General features: G+C 45.0%; 14 protein-coding genes. 10 read left to right on the top strand and 4 right to left on the bottom strand.

What is annotated here, in order from left to right; all coding sequences use genetic code 11:
* Positions 1 to 82 precede the first annotated feature (82 nt).
* From IQR33_RS04545 to IQR33_RS04525, 5 genes are all read left to right on the top strand, one after another.
* A complete protein-coding gene (locus IQR33_RS04545; RefSeq protein WP_031777174.1) occupies positions 83 to 739 on the top strand; it encodes a LuxR C-terminal-related transcriptional regulator in 657 nt (218 codons plus the stop codon).
* A gap of 206 nt (positions 740 to 945) precedes the next feature.
* Positions 946 to 1,536, top strand: coding sequence for a calcium-binding protein (locus IQR33_RS04540; protein WP_005375168.1), 591 nt, complete (start codon positions 946 to 948; stop codon positions 1,534 to 1,536).
* Positions 1,537 to 1,688: 152 nt separating this feature from the next.
* On the top strand, positions 1,689 to 3,407 hold the full coding sequence (locus tag IQR33_RS04535; RefSeq protein WP_042521608.1) for a type I secretion system permease/ATPase: 1,719 nt from the start codon (positions 1,689 to 1,691) through the stop codon (positions 3,405 to 3,407).
* Entirely contained in the window at positions 3,382 to 4,722 is a 1,341-nt protein-coding gene (locus IQR33_RS04530; RefSeq protein WP_005375170.1) for an HlyD family type I secretion periplasmic adaptor subunit, read from the top strand. The genes IQR33_RS04535 and IQR33_RS04530 overlap by 26 nt, the downstream gene beginning before the upstream one ends.
* Positions 4,723 to 4,817: 95 nt before the next feature.
* A complete protein-coding gene (locus IQR33_RS04525) occupies positions 4,818 to 5,666 on the top strand; it encodes a mechanosensitive ion channel family protein (RefSeq protein ID WP_005375171.1) in 849 nt (282 codons plus the stop codon).
* 95 nt (positions 5,667 to 5,761) lie between these two features.
* Here IQR33_RS04525 and fhuB read toward each other — a convergent pair whose 3' ends face one another.
* From fhuB to IQR33_RS04505, 4 genes are read right to left on the bottom strand one after another with little or no spacing between them, the layout of a single operon-like run.
* Positions 5,762 to 7,729, bottom strand: a complete 1,968-nt coding sequence (gene fhuB, locus IQR33_RS04520; protein ID WP_047103935.1) for a Fe(3+)-hydroxamate ABC transporter permease FhuB — start codon at positions 7,727 to 7,729, stop codon at positions 5,762 to 5,764.
* Positions 7,726 to 8,655, bottom strand: coding sequence for an iron-siderophore ABC transporter substrate-binding protein (locus tag IQR33_RS04515; protein WP_054574938.1), 930 nt, complete (start codon positions 8,653 to 8,655; stop codon positions 7,726 to 7,728). Before IQR33_RS04515 ends, fhuB begins: the two co-directional genes overlap by 4 nt.
* A complete protein-coding gene (locus tag IQR33_RS04510) occupies positions 8,646 to 9,431 on the bottom strand; it encodes an ABC transporter ATP-binding protein (RefSeq protein WP_017635311.1) in 786 nt (261 codons plus the stop codon). The genes IQR33_RS04515 and IQR33_RS04510 overlap by 10 nt, the downstream gene beginning before the upstream one ends.
* A 51-nt stretch (positions 9,432 to 9,482) precedes the next feature.
* The gene (locus IQR33_RS04505) at positions 9,483 to 11,585 is read right to left on the bottom strand and encodes a TonB-dependent siderophore receptor (RefSeq protein ID WP_025768541.1); all 2,103 of its coding nucleotides are present in this window, start codon (positions 11,583 to 11,585) and stop codon (positions 9,483 to 9,485) included.
* A gap of 145 nt (positions 11,586 to 11,730) precedes the next feature.
* Here IQR33_RS04505 and IQR33_RS04500 point away from each other — a divergent pair, with 145 nt between their 5' ends.
* The 5 genes from IQR33_RS04500 to IQR33_RS04480 all read left to right on the top strand — a co-directional run.
* Entirely contained in the window at positions 11,731 to 13,584 is a 1,854-nt protein-coding gene (locus tag IQR33_RS04500) for an ABC transporter ATP-binding protein (RefSeq protein WP_042521744.1), read from the top strand.
* A gap of 237 nt (positions 13,585 to 13,821) precedes the next feature.
* Complete coding sequence (locus IQR33_RS04495) at positions 13,822 to 14,856, top strand: DUF4118 domain-containing protein (protein ID WP_054576626.1); 1,035 nt, start codon at positions 13,822 to 13,824, stop codon at positions 14,854 to 14,856.
* Positions 14,853 to 15,551, top strand: coding sequence for a response regulator transcription factor (locus IQR33_RS04490; protein WP_054576620.1), 699 nt, complete (start codon positions 14,853 to 14,855; stop codon positions 15,549 to 15,551). The genes IQR33_RS04495 and IQR33_RS04490 overlap by 4 nt, the downstream gene beginning before the upstream one ends.
* 151 nt (positions 15,552 to 15,702) lie before the next feature.
* Positions 15,703 to 16,356 carry a potassium channel family protein gene (locus IQR33_RS04485; RefSeq protein ID WP_069545947.1) on the top strand — a complete coding sequence of 218 codons (654 nt, stop codon included), beginning with the start codon at positions 15,703 to 15,705 and terminating at the stop codon, positions 16,354 to 16,356.
* A gap of 1 nt (position 16,357) precedes the next feature.
* Positions 16,358 to 17,453, top strand: a 1,096-nt coding sequence (locus tag IQR33_RS04480) for a TrkH family potassium uptake protein (protein WP_228013759.1), incomplete at its 3' end; no start/stop codon positions are given.

Raw genomic sequence — 17,453 nt, 5'->3', positions numbered from 1 at the left:
TTACTCTGTGAACTAGCACTTACATATCAAACTAAGTGCTGACGATTAACTACTAATTTAAGAATGTTAAGTCACTGAAAGTATGAGAAACATTATGGAACAGTATATGGAAAAGCCTGAAATCCTAATGCTCACTCAACAAAGTTTACAGAGTGAAAACTTTAAGGAAATGCTTTCTAAAAATACAGAAACTAAAATAACGATCATTGATACTAAAAACCCTAGTTATCATGAACTCATTCCGGAACGCTACTTTTTGCTTGTTGATTTTTCAGTTGAGATTCCTTCCGAAACTTTAGTTTATTTAAAAGATAGTAATAAAGTGCTAGGAACCATAATGCTTAATCTAGGTTATGACTTAGACACAGAAGAACTCGCTTCTTGGCCTCATGTAAAAGGTATATTTGGTCCAGGAGATTCAATGGACAAGGTTTGTCAGGGATTAAAAGCAATAATAAAAGGGGATAATTGGCTGTCTCGAAGATTACTTGATCAGCTAGTAAATTATTATCGAGGCAGAGAAGTAAATAGCATTATCGAACCTGCTATTGAGGTTGAGCTTACTCGGCGTGAAGTTCAGGTTTTAAAAATGTTGAAAGAAGGTGGTTCAAATATGGAAATCGCTGATTCTTTATTTATCAGCGAGCATACTATTAAATCACATCTATACAATATTTTTAGAAAGTTAGAAGTAAAGAACCGTACGCAAGCTACAAGTTGGGCTAAGAGAAACCTGTAGTACTAGTATTAACTTGCTGTAATAAAAAGAAAATACTCTATAAAGTACTAAATTTTATATTTATTATTAAAATGTCAGTCTGAAATATCATCCCATATTCAAACTTATTCCTATTCAGTTGACTATTAGACTTCTCATGTCGTGACGAATCTAGTCAGACGTGGAACAGAAGGTCTATTCAATTAATAAGCTAAGAGGGAATAAAAATGAGCGCAAGTGACAATGACACGTATTTAGGCGATGCAGGTGTAAATAACCAATTTGCTGATTTCGATGGCGGCGATGATTTGTTTATCGGTTTTGGTGGTAATGACTCGTTTGTTGGCGGTGGCGGTAATGATTATGTGATCGGCGGCGACGGCGACGATCGCCTAACTGGTGGTGCTGGAGATGACATCCTTAGGGCTGGTACAGGAAACGACTACCTCGGCGGTGGTACCGGTAATGACTTGCTGTTGGGTTTGTTGGGTGACAATAAATTAAATGGTGGTGTCGGTGAAGATATTCTTGTTGCTGGTTCTGGTGACAACGTTTTAGTTGGCGGCAGCAATGGCGATAAGTTTGTGTTCACGGATAAGTTTGGTGGCCATGGCGAAGCCAAAGTTGTTGATTTCACCATTGGTGAAGACTCTTTGCACATCATTAGCGACTCTGTCACTGACTTTGGTGATTTAAGCTTTAGCTACGATGCAGTTGGGAATGCAGTGTTTACCGATGGGGCTGATCTAACAGTGAAACTTATTGGCGTGACTGAAACTGACATCAACACCTATGGTGCAGATCTGTTCGTAATCTAAACGACTGAAAATAACTCTGGATGGGAATTAGTTTGCGTGGCTCTGCCATGCTGAGGTGAACTAATCGGACACTCTAGAGCGATTTGAGGTTACCTTAAGCTAGGCGCTAGTATTTCTGGCGCCTACAATTTTCACGTTAAACGGAAGTAGTCGTGCAAAAAACGGTTTTCAAAGAAGTGAAACAAAAACTATGCACGCTTGCGGGCTTGCTGATCGTTTTTAGCCTTTTTATCAACTTATTGGTTCTCTCGATTCCGTTGTACATGCTTCAAGTGTACAACCGAGTTATATCCTCCTACTCAACCGATACTTTATTCTTGCTCACTGTCATCGTAATTGTCGCGCTGTTAACCATGTCCATCATCGACATTGCACGAGCACAAATGAGTAAATCTTTTGGTTATTGGATGGACACAAAACTCTCCGCTTTCATGCTCAAGCGCACGATTCAATATCAATCACATACTGGGAAGAGTTATACCTCGCAAACTCTGAGAGACATTCAGAACATCAAAAGCTTTTTGAGCAGTCAAGCACCTTATCCACTGTTGGATGCGCCCTGGACACCGCTATTTATTTTATTTGTGTATTTATTGCACCCGATACTAGGTCACATCGCGTTACTTGGATCTATCGTATTGTTTAGCCTAGGTCTGCTTAATGAGCTAATGACGCGTAAAACAATGCAAGAGAGCGAAGTCAGAGCGATTTCTCATATCAACAACGCAGAATTAGCCACGCAAAACTCCAATTCAATTCTCGCAATGGGGATGATGAATGCATTTTTAGAGAAGTGGCAGTCGCGCGTGAGCGAAGTGAATGTGCTTGAAGAGCGAGTTGCAGGTAAGTCTATCTACATGGCTAACTTTTCTAAGTTTGTGCGTGGCTCATTACAGATATTTTTACTGGGAGGTGGTGCATGGTTAGTTATCCAACATGAGATAACGGCAGGGGCGATGATCGCGAGCTCCATATTAATGAGTCGGGCATTATCGCCGATGGAGCAGGCGATAGGCACGTGGCGAAGCGCGATGTCTGCTAAAGGCGCCTATAAAAGGTTGAAAGAAATCGATGCGATCGTGCGCCAAGATGAATCAGATATGCCACTGCCTAAACCAAAAGGACACTATGAGCTTACCGGACTGGCCTATCGCCATCCTGGAGCAACCGAACCAGTGCTCTCATCGCTCAGCTTATCGATTCCTCCGGGTGTTGCTGTTGGGGTGATTGGCCCTTCTGGTACGGGTAAATCGACGTTTGCTCGGCTGTTATTAGGTACGGTTAAGCCATTAGCGGGTAAAGTGACTCTTGATGGAATGGAAGTCTCCGTATGGGCATCTGAAGATCGCGGCGTGCATTTTGGGTATCTCGCTCAAGAGGTGGAGTTATTTCCTGGCACAATTCGAGAGAACATCGCGCGCTTTAAAGAAGAAGACCCCGCTAAAGTCATCAAGGCGGCTCAACTAGCAGGATGTCATGAATTAATACTCAAGAAAAACAAAGGCTATGATTGCATTATTGGTGAAAATGGCCGTGGTTTATCTGGGGGGGAAAGGCAGAGAATCGCTCTTGCAAGAGCCGTTTATGGCGACCCTTCTATTGTGATTTTCGATGAAGCGAATGCCAACCTCGATGGTGAGGGAGAGGCTGCGTATCAACGTTTGATTGCCCATTTAAAAGCACAGAGTACAACGATTATCGTCATTGCTCACAATCCGAGCACGTTACGACAAATGGATAGGCTCTTGTATTTGGCTGACGGCCGAGTCAAGTTATACGGCGCTAAAGATGAAGTATTAAAACGTTTGATGGGCGAAGAAAGAACAGATATCCCAAGGGTAAGAAATGAGCAATCAACTGCCAACCGTTAATCAGAGTTCTACCGAGATCGTATATCGTTTTAGCCCCAAAGCGAGACTAAACTTTCGAAAACCAATTTTACTCGGTGTGGTGACCTTAAGTGTTTTTCTTGGAGGCCTTGGCTACTGGGCTGCAACAGCCAAATTAGAAAGTGCAGCGATTGCTTATGGTGATTTGTCAGTTCTCACTAAGCGACAAGAAATTCAGCATTTAGAAGGCGGTATTATTGAAAAGCTATATGTACAGGAAGGGGATTTAGTCGAAAAAGGTCAGTTATTAATTCAACTTTCTAAGCGTCAAGCTATGGCTAAGTTGGACTCGTTAAGTGGTCGTTTTATCCATACTCTAGCAAAGGAAAACCGTTTAAGTGCGGAGCTTGATGAGCTTCCAACGATTGTATGGTCTGATGATCTTGAAAGCATTCCCCGTGTCGATATCGTACAAGAAGCACAACTGGTTCAAAACAAGATCTTTGAAGCGAGAAAGCGATTCTTTGATAGTAAACTGAGTATCATTGAGCAGAGTATTTCTGGAGCAAATTTAGAGCTTGAAAACCTTCAGCAAACCAAAGTGATTGAGACGGAACGGCTCAACTTTATTGCTGAAGAAATAGACAGCAACCAAGCCTTGGTGCAAAAAGGTTTCTCGGGAAAATCTACTTTACTTCAACTCAAGCGCTTAGCAGCGGAGGTGAGAAGTACCTTAAGCCAGTTAGATAGGCAGTCGCTCACCGTTAGAAAAAGGTTAGATGAGAACCTAGCGCAAATTGAAGAGTTGAAGCTTGAAAGGCTGAATGAGATTGTCGAGGAACTACGAAATACCAAAACGGAAATTGTCGCAATTCGGGAAGAATATCGCTCCGCTCAAGATATTGTCGCAAGAACAACGATCAACGCACCTATTTCTGGTCGCGTAGTCAACATGCAAGTGTTTACCGAAAAAGGTGTGATTGGCTCGGGTGAAACGTTACTAGAACTGGTCCCGCAAGACGATAAGTTGTTAGTCGAGGCTCGTGTTAATCCTCAGGATATTGATTTAGTGAATCCAGGCCAGCAAGCGCATGTTCGTCTGACCGCTCTGAATGCACGGACGTTGGCACCTTTAGACGGTACTGTGCTGACGATTTCTGCCGATAAGCTCTCGCAAGAAAACCAAGAAGATTTTTATCTCGCTAGAATTGCAATTTCACCGGAAGATGTGACAAAACATCGTTTAACCTCAGGCATGAATGCCGAAGTGCTTATTTTATCTGAGCCACGAACGCCATTGAGCTACCTAATAAAGCCAATTACAGAAAGCATGAATCGCGCCTTCAGAGAGGAGTAATTTCAAAAAGACTTGAGTGAGCACGGACAACAGACAAAATAATTTGTTATCGTTAGCTGTTACTGGGCCGTATTTTTATTCGAGGGAGCCGTGGAATGGAGAAAGTGCAGTTAGTTGTCGATTTTCTTCTCACTCATAAATTGATTTTTACCGCACTGATCTTTGCGATTATGTGGTTAATTCGTCGTGCAATTTTATCGATGATTCGTGGTGATCACGCTTTTCTCTCAGAAGATCAGCGTAGTTGGATGTCCAGAACTAAAAATGGCACCTTTGCTGTTACATTACTGATTTTATTTATTTTATGGCAATCAGAAATTAACGAGTTTGCTCTGAGTGTAACGGCGATTGCCGTTGCCATTGTAGTGGCATCCAAAGAAATCATTTTGTGTTTTACGGGTTCGATTCAAAGAGCAAGTTCGCGTTCTTTTCGCGTTGGAGACTGGATTGAGGTCGGAAAGTTGTGTGGTGAAGTGATTGAGCACAATATGATGGCGACGGTGATTCAAGAGATCGACCTGCATCACGGGCAATATCATTACACCGGCAAAACAGCGACATTGCCTAATAGTATGTTCTTTACCTATCCAGTAAAGAACCTCAACTTCATGAAGCGGTACGTTTACCACAACTTTTCTGTAGTGGTGAAAGACTTCGTCAATTTGTATCCACTGTTACCGATTTTAACTGATAAAATTGAAGAACATTGCAGTTACTTTGCTGATGTTGCACATCGTTACAATGCGATGATTGAAAAACATGCCGGTGTTGACCTTCCTGGTTCTGAGCCACATATGCATATTTCTAGCAACATTAATGGTGAACAAATTCTGCACGTGATGATTTTCTGCCCAACCGATAAAGCGAACCACTTAGAGCACTTAATTCGTAAGGACTTTATGGAACTTTATGAGCAACGTTTTCCTGTAGTGCGAGAAGAATAGAGCATCGTACTTCGCCTTTAATTTCAAACCCCGCTATCAAAATAGCGGGGTTTGTTTTTCTTAGCGTATTTTTAGGCTGTAACAATATTCCCAACTTAGCTGAACTTACTCTTCAGCATTAAAAATAGGAAGTAAGTGCTGCCTATAATAGCGACCAACGTGCCAGCTGCGACCTGACTTGGATAAATAGCGATTTGTCCTAGCCAATCTGCCCACAACATTAGGGTTGCGCCAATTAAGGCACCGACACACAGTTGCTCTTTCACTTTTCTTGCTCCTAACATCATCGCCATATGGGGAGCGACCAAGCCAACAAAAGATATTGGACCAACTGTAGCGGTAGAAAAGGCGCATAACAAAGCAACGATGGTGAGCATAAGCGTATTGGCTACGGTAGGGTTAAGCCCTCGTGCATTTGAGAATTGTCGCCCGATGGAAATTAGTGTTAGCCAACGAGAAATCGAGAATACAGCGGCAAGCAGAACTATTATGGCCAAACATAACATCAGTGCGGTGTCGGCTGTGACTCGATAAATTGAACCAGTTAACCACAATAAAATTTTGTAACTGTCACCAGAACCTTGAGCTAGCGAAAATTGAACAAGAGCTTCTAGTAGTGCCGTTAGTGCGATGCCGGACAACACGAAGTTAGATGGATTAAAATGGCTTCGTTTACCGATAATCAGCAATAACATCAATACGGACATACTTCCGAAAAAAGCGATACCCCAGCTAAATGCGGAGAGAAGCGACCCAGCGATGACTCCTGTCGTAATAATGGCAAACGTGGCTCCGGAAGACACACCGAGAATATCGGGACTTGCCAGAGGGTTATAAACAATGCGTTGCAAAATGATTCCGGCAACGGATAGCGCAATACCGACAGAAAGTGCGGTTAACATTCGCGGCCAACGCAATTGCCATTGGAACTCACCTGGCACAGACCATTGAATTCCGTTTATACCATGGGTAACGAATGAGTAAGCTAGAATCCCAACCAGACTGAATAGCGCAATGCTGCATACCGCGCGTTTAGAAAGCGCCGTTTTTCCTTGGCTCATTGAAAGGTTAAGTTGATCGGTTGCCGTCAGCTTTTTACGAGTAAACCAAATTAAAGCGGGAGCGCCAATAGCTGCAGCCGCTACGCCGCTAGGAATGGTTTCCTCTAACCATAAGCTCAGCGAGATAGCGGCAGAGTCTGTGATGATTAGTAGCATTGCGCCCAAAAGCATGCTGCTGATCAATTCGTCGCGCGGTGTTCTTGCCCCCATCGCTCTGGCAATATTGGGTGTCAGTAATCCGATGAAGCTGATAATGCCAACTGCGGTGATTGAGGCAGATACCAGCCAAATACCCATCACCATTAACGCACCAAACGCGGGTAATACCGCTAAGCCTCGGGCTGCTGCGCCTTCTTGTCCTAGTTTCATTAAGGTCAGAATACGTGGTGCGACGATCAAAATTACGATTGCGATAGCGCAGCGAGGCAATAACCACTCAAACCAATCCCAGCTGTATTGAGAAAGGTCTCCGGCTCCCCACATAAAAATATTCTGTGCGAACTGGGCATTTAAAATAATAATGGCTGTGGCGATAGAACCAAGCAAGATATTGATCACCATCCCCGAAACGACCAGCGGCAAACCTGTCATATTACGCACGCCTGCAATTGATACGATCAGGCCAAACGCCACTAAAGCCCCCACCATTGCGGCTAATGCAGAGTAATCGGCTACCCAATCGACGAACCAAATGTTTACCACGACTAATGCAAGCCAAGCACCAGAAGAGGTGCCAAGAGTCAACGGCGAGGTGAGGTTATTCTGCGTTAATTGCTGCATTAAGCTGCCGGTGAGACCAAGCATGGCACCAACAAGCAGGGTCATACTTAACCTAGGAAGTTGCGCTTGCGTAAAGAATACGTCACGAAACTCGGTTGCTACCTCTGGTTTTGTTAATAATTGCCATTGTTCGAAAAGTGATAAATTAGTATCAATTTGTAGGCTAAAGACGCTAAGTAACGTAATCAGCGCCAGATAACCAATATAATGTTTCGTTCTCATTGTTCTGGTGCCAACTCTATTAGACTGTCGGTAATCGCTTCAGCGGTGTATTGCAAAGACATGGCACCGCCATACGCCCACACTGCTCTGACTGAATTTACCCGCTGCTGTTTCACAAACGGCATCGCTTGCCAAAGTGGCGACTCTTTCAGTTTTCGTTCTTCTGGGAAAGGTTGTACGTAGAGAACGTAGCTGTTTTGAAGGCCCTGAAGCCGATTGATTCGATCTTGCTTTACTCCCCACGCTCGTGGGTCCTCTTTAATTGGAGCCTGTAATCCCAGTTTTCTAACCACGTAGTCAGTGGTGGAGTTTTCGGTTGCAAGTAATACAGTATTCGGAGTTGAAAATCGCATCACAAGAACGCTGAGTGGAGCAGAGTAATAGTGGCGAATTCGCTGGCGCATCTGCGCAAATGAAGCATCTAATTCTGCCAGTTTCTGTTCAGCAAGTGCCTCTTTATTGAATAGCTTGCTGAGCGTACGAAAGTGACGAATGGCCGTTTCAGCTGCGGCCTCATTTTCAGAAAAATTAGGTAAATAGATTACCGGAGCAATTTGTTTGAGTAACGGAATCAAGTCTTGCTGTGGAGATGCAGCAAGGATGACATCTGGTTTCAAACTGGCTATTTTTTCTAAGTTGGGTTCTGCTCGGGTTCCAATATCTTCAATTGACTCTGGTGCAGTTGGATTGACGACCCATTGGCGGTAGCCTGGTAAATTTGGGGCTGCGATTGGTTCTACGTTTAGCGCCAAAACTTGTTCTAAGATGTCCCAGTTTAAGGCTACAACGCGTTGAGGCGCTTGCTCAAAACTATGCTCGCCATATTCATCGGTAACGGTGATGACTGCATGTGCATTGGTCATAAAAAATGCGAGGAGAAAAGCAGATTGTGTAACCACAGTAAGTAAACGAGCTATTATGCGCATACAACAGCCACCTTTTGGCTCGCTAATGTGTTAGCCGGGCTTGGGTGTTCAATCAGCTTAATTGGTGACTCATATAGTTTAGAAAGGCGTGCCTCGTCTAACAACATGTCGGCGTTGCCTTCAAAGGCAATCTTACCTTTTTTGAGCGCAACAATGTGGGTGGCGTAGCGCAGTGCTAAGTTCAGATCGTGCAGGATCACGATAATGCCTACATTCTCGGTTCGATTCAGTTCTGCCAGCAGCGCCATTAGTTGAAACTGATGGTGAACATCGAGCGCCGAGGTTGGCTCATCGAGAATTAAAATTGGCGATTGTTGAGCCAGTAGCATAGACACCCAAGCACGTTGGCGCTCGCCGCCCGATAAGTCATCCGCCAAAGCTTGAGCAAAAGGTGTAACCCCTGTTCGTTCCATAGCCTGCGTGATGATCTGTTTGTCTTCAGCTTTCCAACGACCAAGTGCCCCACGCCACGGAAAGCGACCTAAGCGCACTAGCTCTTCTACCGTTAAACCAGCCGAAGAGGGCAGCTTTTGTGGCAAATAGGCGATCTGTTTTGCCAACTCTTTGGTTTTGAGTGATGAAAGGGAAGTATCGTTTAGTGTTACCGTGCCTTTATCTGGTGGCATTTGACCAGAAAGCAGGTTCACCAGTGTCGACTTACCTGAACCGTTATGGCCTAAAACGACCGTTAGCTCATTTGTTGGGATGTTAAGTTGTTCGATGCCGAGGATCTGACGTCCACCTCGCACGATCTCAATATTAGACAGTTGAAACATGGATGGCTCTTAGGAGAAAACTCCCCTCAATAGAGGGGAGTAGAAGTACAATTACCAGCGGTAGTTTGCGTTTAGCATAACAGAGCGAGACTGGCCGTAGTAACACCAGTAATCGCAACCTGAAACAAACTCTTTATCTAGGATGTTGTTCACGTTTAGCTGTGCTTGCCACTGTGAAGTGATGTCGTAAGTGACTGACGCATCCCAAAGAGTGACAGAAGGAACCGTTAGGTTCGAGCTCTTAGGGTTATCTTTTGACTCACCTACGTAGCGCACACCAGTACCGATATTGAGGCCTGGAATCAGGCTGTAGGCGCTGTAGTCTACCCATGCAGACGCTTGATGCTCAGGAATAAGTGCGGCTTGTTTTTTACCTTGGCCAAAGCTCTCATCTGTTTTCGCTTTAGTGTAGGTGTAGCTTGCCATCAGTTTTAGATCGTCGGTTAGCTGCGCCGTGCTTTCTAGCTCAATACCTTGAGATGTCACTTCACCTGTTTGTGTCGCAATCCATGTTGATGGGTTAGTGACCAACGCGTTCTTTTGCGTGATGTCGAACCATGCAAGGTTGATAAAGCCATCCATAAAGCTTGGCTCATACTTTACACCCACTTCTACTTGCTCGCCTTCCAGCGGTTTGTAAAGTTCATTGGTTGCCGCATCAATAGTGCTGATCACTTCAAACGACTGAGAGTAGTTTGCGTAAGGTGACAGGCCATTGTTTGCAAGGTACATCACACCCGCACTTAGAGAGAGCTGACCATCATCACGAGATTCACTTTGATCAACGGTAGCGCCCTTGCCAGAGTTTTCTGTTTTCACCCAGTCGTAACGAGCACCTATGTTACCAATCCACTGTTCATGCAGTTTCAATTGGTATTGTGAATAGAGACTTGCTTGAGATTTCTCAATCTCACGTTTCACGTTGTTGGCAGGATCAAGAGGGGTGAAGTTGCCGTAAACTGGGTTCCACGGGTTGATAGTGCCAAATGCATAGTTGTCTTGCTCGTCGCCATCGGTTTTGTGGAATTGCAGATCCATACCGATAAGCACTGTGTGCTCTGCGTTGTCTGTCATCCAGTTGCCGACAGCATTGTTATCGAACGTGATGCTCTGGTTTTTTCCGTCACGGAATACGATGCCTTGCGTTAACTCTTCTTTCGCTGGATCGTTGTTTGAGAACGCGTAAGAGCTGCGCAAGTACAACTCATTCGAACCGTAGTTGAGGTTTTGCGAGAGTGACCACGTGTCATTGATGTCGTGCTCTAGTAAGTAACCTAGAGAAAACTGCGTGCGTTCGTATTTATCGTAGTTTGGCTGACCAAGGTTAGTCGAAGGATCGATTTTGCCAAAGTTAGAACCAATCAGAGTACCTGCTGCCGGGAAGAATGGGTTAGTTGGTACACCGTCATCATGAAGGTAAGTTGCCAAAACGGTCAGCATTGTACGGTCAGAAATGTCGAACTCGACACTTGGCGCTAGGTAGAAACGCTCGTTATTTGTGCCGTCCAGTTCACCATCTTGGCTTGTCATCAAGCCAACCAAACGATAGCGCACAGTGCCTGCGTCGTTTGCTTCGTCAGCAATGTCAAAACCTACGGATTGGTGTTGGTTGTTGCCAACTTCGACTTTTACTTCGCCTTGAGGCGTAAACGTTGGTTTTTTCTGAACAGCATTCACGATACCGCCTGGTGCCGATTCACCAAACAGAATAGCCGATGGACCTTTAACGACTTCTACACTTTCTAGGCCGTAAGGTTCGACCAACCATGTGTAGTAACCATCGCGGAATAGGCGGTTGCCGTTTAGGTAAGTCGCTGCATCAAATCCACGAACTTTGAACCAATCAGTGTCGTTGTCTGCGCCATAAGGCTGAGCGGTTACACCAGACGTGTAGCGTAATGCTTCATCTAGCTTTTTCGGTGCACGAACACGAAGTTCATCTTCAGAAATGATAGATACGCTGCGCGGCGTTTCTGCTGCAGGGGTTTCTACTTTAAGTGCTTGCGCGGTGACCGTTATGGTCTCCATGGCAATCACGTCATCTTGTACGACGTCTTCTTGAGCTTGTGCTGTGAATGCAACCACTGCTGTAGGTGCTAAAGCACAAACCAACGCGTTGCGGATAGCGATGGTCAGTGAGTTATTCTTTTGCATAAATCTATTCCCGATAATTATGATTAACGCTAAGCTTAATTGTAATTATTATCATTTGAGCTTTTGTTTCGGTATTTTACTGACTTTTGTATCAAAAGATAGTAAAACGTTCGCAAATTCATTCGCGGTACCTAAAGTCATTGTTATGTTCAATTGGTTTGAAAAGCTGACCCAACCCTTTCCCCAGATGGAAACCGAAAAGCCACCGAAGACGCTATTTGGCTTTTGTCGTTTTTACACTCGTGGCTTTGAAGCCCCTTTACTCGTTATGGCTGTGTTCAGTGCGCTTATTGCCATTACTGAGGTGACGCTGTTGCGTTATATGGGCGAGCTCGTCGATATTCTCTCTAATCAAGATCGCGCAACATTCTGGCAAGACCAGGGTGATCGCATGCTAATGATGCTGTTCTTAGTGGCGGTTGTGATGCCAGCTCTCGGTTTTGTCCACTCAATGGTGATGCACCAAACGTTATTGGGTAACTACCCGATGTCTATCCGTTGGTTGATTCACCGTTACTTGCTAAAACAAGCGGTTGGATTTTTCCAGCGTGACTTTGCAGGCCGAGTTGCGACCAAAGTGATGCAAAGTGCGTTAGCGGTACGAGAAACGGTCATGAAGCTGGTGGATGTACTGGTTTATATCAGCGTTTATTTTCTTTCGATGCTCTGGATGATGGGCGAAGCTGATGGTTTGCTAATGTTGCCTATTGTGATTTGGATAGGAATGTACGCGGTTATCCAGTTCTACTTTATCCCTAAAATGAAACAAGTAGCGACGGAGCAAGCGGATGCTCGTTCTGTAATGACTGGGCGCATTGTCGATTCTTACACCAACATATCTACCGTAAAGCTATTCGCGCACTCGCAACGAGAGTTGGAATACGCAGAAAGCAGCATGAAGCAATTTTTGGTGACGGTTTACCGCCAAATGCGCATGGTGACTTGTTTACTGTTTAGTGTGGATGCCATCAACTATTTGCTGCTGATGTCTATTAGTGCCATTTCGGTTTATCTATGGCTAGATCACGCTGTAACAATTGGTGCTATTGCGATTGCCATCAGTATTGCGTTGCGCGTACAAGGTATGTCGAAGTGGATCATGTGGGAAGTTAGCGCACTGTTTGAAAACATCGGTACAGTAGTAGACGGTATTAATACGATTTCAAACGATGTTGAAGTGAAAGACGTACCAAATGCTAAGCCTTTGCAAATCTCTCAAGGTGAGATCTGCTTTGATCACGTAGGTTTTAACTACAGTGATGAGAAGGCAGTATTTGAGAACTTGAATCTGACTATCAAACCGGGCGAAAAAGTCGGCATTGTCGGTCGCTCTGGGGCAGGTAAATCCACGTTGGTCAACTTGTTGCTGCGCTTTTACGACGTAAATAGCGGTAAGATTTGTATTGATGGACAGGACATTTCTCAAGTTGAACAAGAGTCGCTTCGCCAACACATCGGTATGATCACGCAAGACACCTCTTTGCTACATCGCTCAATTAAAGAGAACATTCTTTACGGTGATCCAGATGCTTCAATGGATGCCGTTATCGCAGCTGCTGAGAAAGCACATGCTCATGATTTCATTCAATCTCTACGAGACGAGCAAGGTAACGTTGGTTATGACGTTGAAGTGGGTGAACGCGGTGTGAAGCTGTCTGGTGGTCAGCGTCAACGTGTGGCGATTGCTCGCGTTCTGCTGAAAAACGCGCCAATTTTGATCATGGATGAAGCAACGTCTGCACTTGATTCAGAAGTAGAATCGGCAATTCAAGAAAACCTTGAAGTTCTGATGGAAGGAAAAACAGTGATTGCGATTGCTCACCGTTTATCAACGATTGCCGCGATGGATCGTTTGATTGTAATGGATGACGGCAAAATCATTGAGCAAGGCTCGCATTACGAGCTGCTGCAATTGGGTGGTGTTTACGCTCAGTTGTGGAAGCATCAAACCGGCGGTTTTTTGTCTGAGCAAGGTGATGCTCAACTGCAAGTCATCTAATATGACGCTACACGAAAGAGGAGCAAATGCTCCTCTTTTTTGTGTCTGTCGTTTATACCGAGTAAGTAGGCGTTAATGGGCAACGTTAACTTGTGATTATTCATTGAGTTAGGCCAACTTAATGATGATTATGTTTATAACTCACTGTCGTTATTGAATTTTTTACGCTTTTTTTACGCGAACTCCGAATGGGCTTTTGCTAAAGTTTTCTACATCGAATTTTGGTTGATGTATTTTATGTTTGTTCAATGGCGAGATAACACCTTTCTCTTTTCTACTACCGTGATTGTTGGCGCGGTTGTGGTCTCATGGCTGTTAGACCAACTGTTTGGCTCTACAGCCGCAGTCCTGCTGATTTTACAGTTAGCAGTCGTGGTAGTGGCGTTTCAATGCAACTCGCGATTCGCTTATGCGGCGGCGGTGATCGAAGCGTTGAGCTTCAACTTCTTTTTCACGACGCCTCGTTACTCTTTGCAGATGTTTCGTCCGGAAGACATTTTTAATTTAGTCGTGTTTATGGTGGTGGCATTTATCACCAGCACCTTTGCGGATCTTTATCGTCGCCAGCAGGGAGAATTAAAACAAACCAAGCTGCAAAACAGCATCCTGCTATCGGTGTCCCATGACCTACGCACGCCGTTGGCAACCATTATTGGAACACTGACCACACTCAACGAGTACATGCCCAAGCTCAATGACTTAGAGCGCAAAGAATTGCTCGACAGTGCGACTTCAGAAAGCCACCGCTTGCATCAATATATAGAGAACCTCTTACAGGCGACTAAGCTCCAACACGGCACATTAAAAATTACCAAAAAAGATGAGCCTATTGCGAATATTGTGCGGGATGCGGTTTCTCGTTTGCCGAATTACACCGAGAAAGTATCCATGAATATGGATGATGCCGTTGGCTATTTGTCAGTAAGTCGTTCGCTCATCGAACAAGCGATTTTTAATGTGCTGGATAATGCCATGCGATTTTCACCAGAGAATGAATCTGTCGAGGTTTCACTTTCTAAGCAGGGTTCGTCGTGCGTGATTGATGTTCGGGACATGGGGATTGGCATCAAAGCTGAAGATGCGGAAAAAATATTCAACCTTTTCTATTCCGGTGTGAACAACAAATCGGCCGATTCAGGCACCGGAATGGGACTCGCGGTTGCCAAAGGTATCATCACCGCACACCATGGATATATTCAATCTATGCCAGTATCAGAAGGGACGCTGATCCGCATTCGACTTCCACTCAATCAAGGAGCAGAGCAGGCGTGAGTTACAAAGTTTTAGTTGTGGACGATGAGCCTCGCATTCATACCTTTATTCGAATTTCGCTGTCTGCTGAAGGGTTTGATTACATTGGCGCGAGTACCATTGCAGAAGCCAAAGCGTGTTTCGAAGCGTATTCGCCGCACGTAATTCTGCTAGATTTAGGCTTGCCCGACGGCGATGGGGCGGAGTTTCTCACTACGCTTCGTCAGACGTATAAAACGCCAGTGCTAGTGCTGACAGCTCGCGATCAAGAAGAGGAAAAAATCCGCCTTTTAGAAGCGGGCGCGAATGATTACTTGAGCAAGCCTTTTGGCGTAAAAGAGCTCATCGCGCGCATCAAAGTGCTGGTTCGAGATTTGGTGGATGAGCAAACCGTCGCTGATGAGCTGGTGGCTGGCCGAGTCAAAATCATCAAAAGTACTCACCAATTTTGGTTGGATCAGAGGGAAATTCCACTCACCAAGAAAGAGTTTTCTTTCATTGAACAGTTGATTCTCAAGCCGGGAAAACTCATTGAGCAAACTCATTTGCTAGCGGTGATTTGGGGAAAAAGTCATGTCGAAGACACTCACTACTTACGCGTGTTAGTGAGTCAACTACGCAAAAAACTGAACGATAGTGCTGACGAACAGCGGCTATTAAAAACCGAGCCAGGGCTGGGTTATCGTTTAGTGCTTGAGACGTCCAAGCACTACTAAATTCCAAATTTAATCAACGTTAATGCCAAGGTTTAGTGTTGGTTATCGGCACTCGAACAGGATTCGTGTTGCCTATTTTCCGTGACGGAAAACCAGTCTAACCCTTAACGCATTAGCATTTTCTATACATAAAACACAGTTAGGTATTGATATGGCTCACTTTACAGTAATTGGTCTAGGGCGATTTGGCGTTGCCGCCAGCTTAGAACTTATTCATCTTGGACACACCGTAACGGGGGTGGATAGCGACCCTAAAATCGTCGAAAAATACGTCGAAGAGTTAACGCAAGCGGTCATATGTGACGCAACAGACGAAGGTGCACTCAGAGAGTTAGCGTTAGCGAACAGTGATGTGGTGTTGGTAGCGATCGGCGAAGACATGCAAGCCAGTTTGTTGTGTACGCTGGCGCTGAAAAATCTGGGTGTGAAATCTATTTGGGTCAAAGCTAGCACCAAAGCGCACCATACCATCGTGTCTAAGCTTGGTGTACAACGCATTATTCATCCGGAAGAGGAGATGGGCGTAAGAGTCGCGCAGGCACTCAACTATCCGATGGTGAATAACTATTTGGAAATGGGGCATGGTTTGTATGTGGTGGAAATCCACGTTAAATCCAATCTGCACGATACACCGCTTTCTAAGTTGATCAGCCGAGGTAGTTACAACATTCAGCCGATATTGGTGAAGCGCGAAGAAGCCGTCTACACCAATATCAAAGATGAGTTTGTGCTTAATGAGTTCGACACGCTGTTGCTTTGCGGTAGTCGCGCTGAGCTGAAATACGTCGCTCCAAGGTTGGTGTAACATGGTTTTGTGGCATCCCTCTATTATCCCAATCGAGCGAAAACCCAAAGCGGGCAAAAAATTGTTGGGCGCACCGCCATTAATACTTAGCCTCAGCTTTGCGTGCTTGATCATGCTCGGCACGGTCTTACTCAAACTGCCGATTGCCACCACAGAGCCCATCACTTGGATTCAAAGCCTGTTTACTGCGACATCGGCCATTACGGTGACGGGATTAGTTGTGGTGGACACGGGCACGGCGTTTACGCCTTTTGGGCAAGTGGTTATTGCTTTCCTGATTCAATGTGGTGGCCTAGGTTTAATGACGTTTGCCATCGTGACCTTGCTGGCTCTGGGCGGAAAAATTGGCTTTTTGGAGCGAGCCGTCGCGAGAGAGGCGTTCAACCAAACTGACTCATCGACACTCATTGCCACTGCTAAATCTGTATTGATGTTCGCTCTGCTCGTTGAACTTATTGGTTTCACTATTTTGAGCGTTTATTGGAGTGAAGAGCTGGGTTGGAAAACCAGTTTGTTCCATGGTTTCTTCTACACCATCAGTGCGTTTAACAATGCAGGTTTTGCGTTGAGTGCCGATAGCTTAATGCCTTACGTGGACGACCCGGTCGTTAACTTCACCATTACCAGTTTGTTCATTATTGGTGGTTTAGGCTTCTCGGTTTGGATTGACTTAAAACGCAATCGCCGTTGGCACCGACTCACCGTTTACAGTCGAATGATGATCTTAGGCACGGTGATCATTAACGTGGTGGCACTTATCGCCATTTACCTGATTGAATATGATAACCCCAACACGCTTGGCCCTTTGAGCGAAGCAGGGAAATGGTGGGCATCGTGGTTTCAAGCGGTGACGCCAAGAACGGCAGGGTTCAACACTTTAGCTATCGATCAGTTGGAAGATGCCACAACGGCGATCATTCTGGTGTTGATGTTTATCGGCGGTGGATCATTGAGTACGGCAAGTGGCATTAAAGTTGTGACATTTATAGTGTTAGTCTTGGCGACTTACAGCTATTTGCGTCGCGATGAAGCAACCTATGCCTTTCAACGCAAGATTCCCAAAGAGACCATCAGCAAGGCATTGGCGCTGACTCTGA

It is taken from the genome of Vibrio sp. OPT46, assembly GCF_015163535.1.
Taxonomy (GTDB): Bacteria; Pseudomonadota; Gammaproteobacteria; order Enterobacterales; family Vibrionaceae; genus Vibrio; species Vibrio alginolyticus.
Note: the sequence above shows the minus strand (reverse complement) of the source record. Positions and strands in the feature narration are given on the sequence as shown.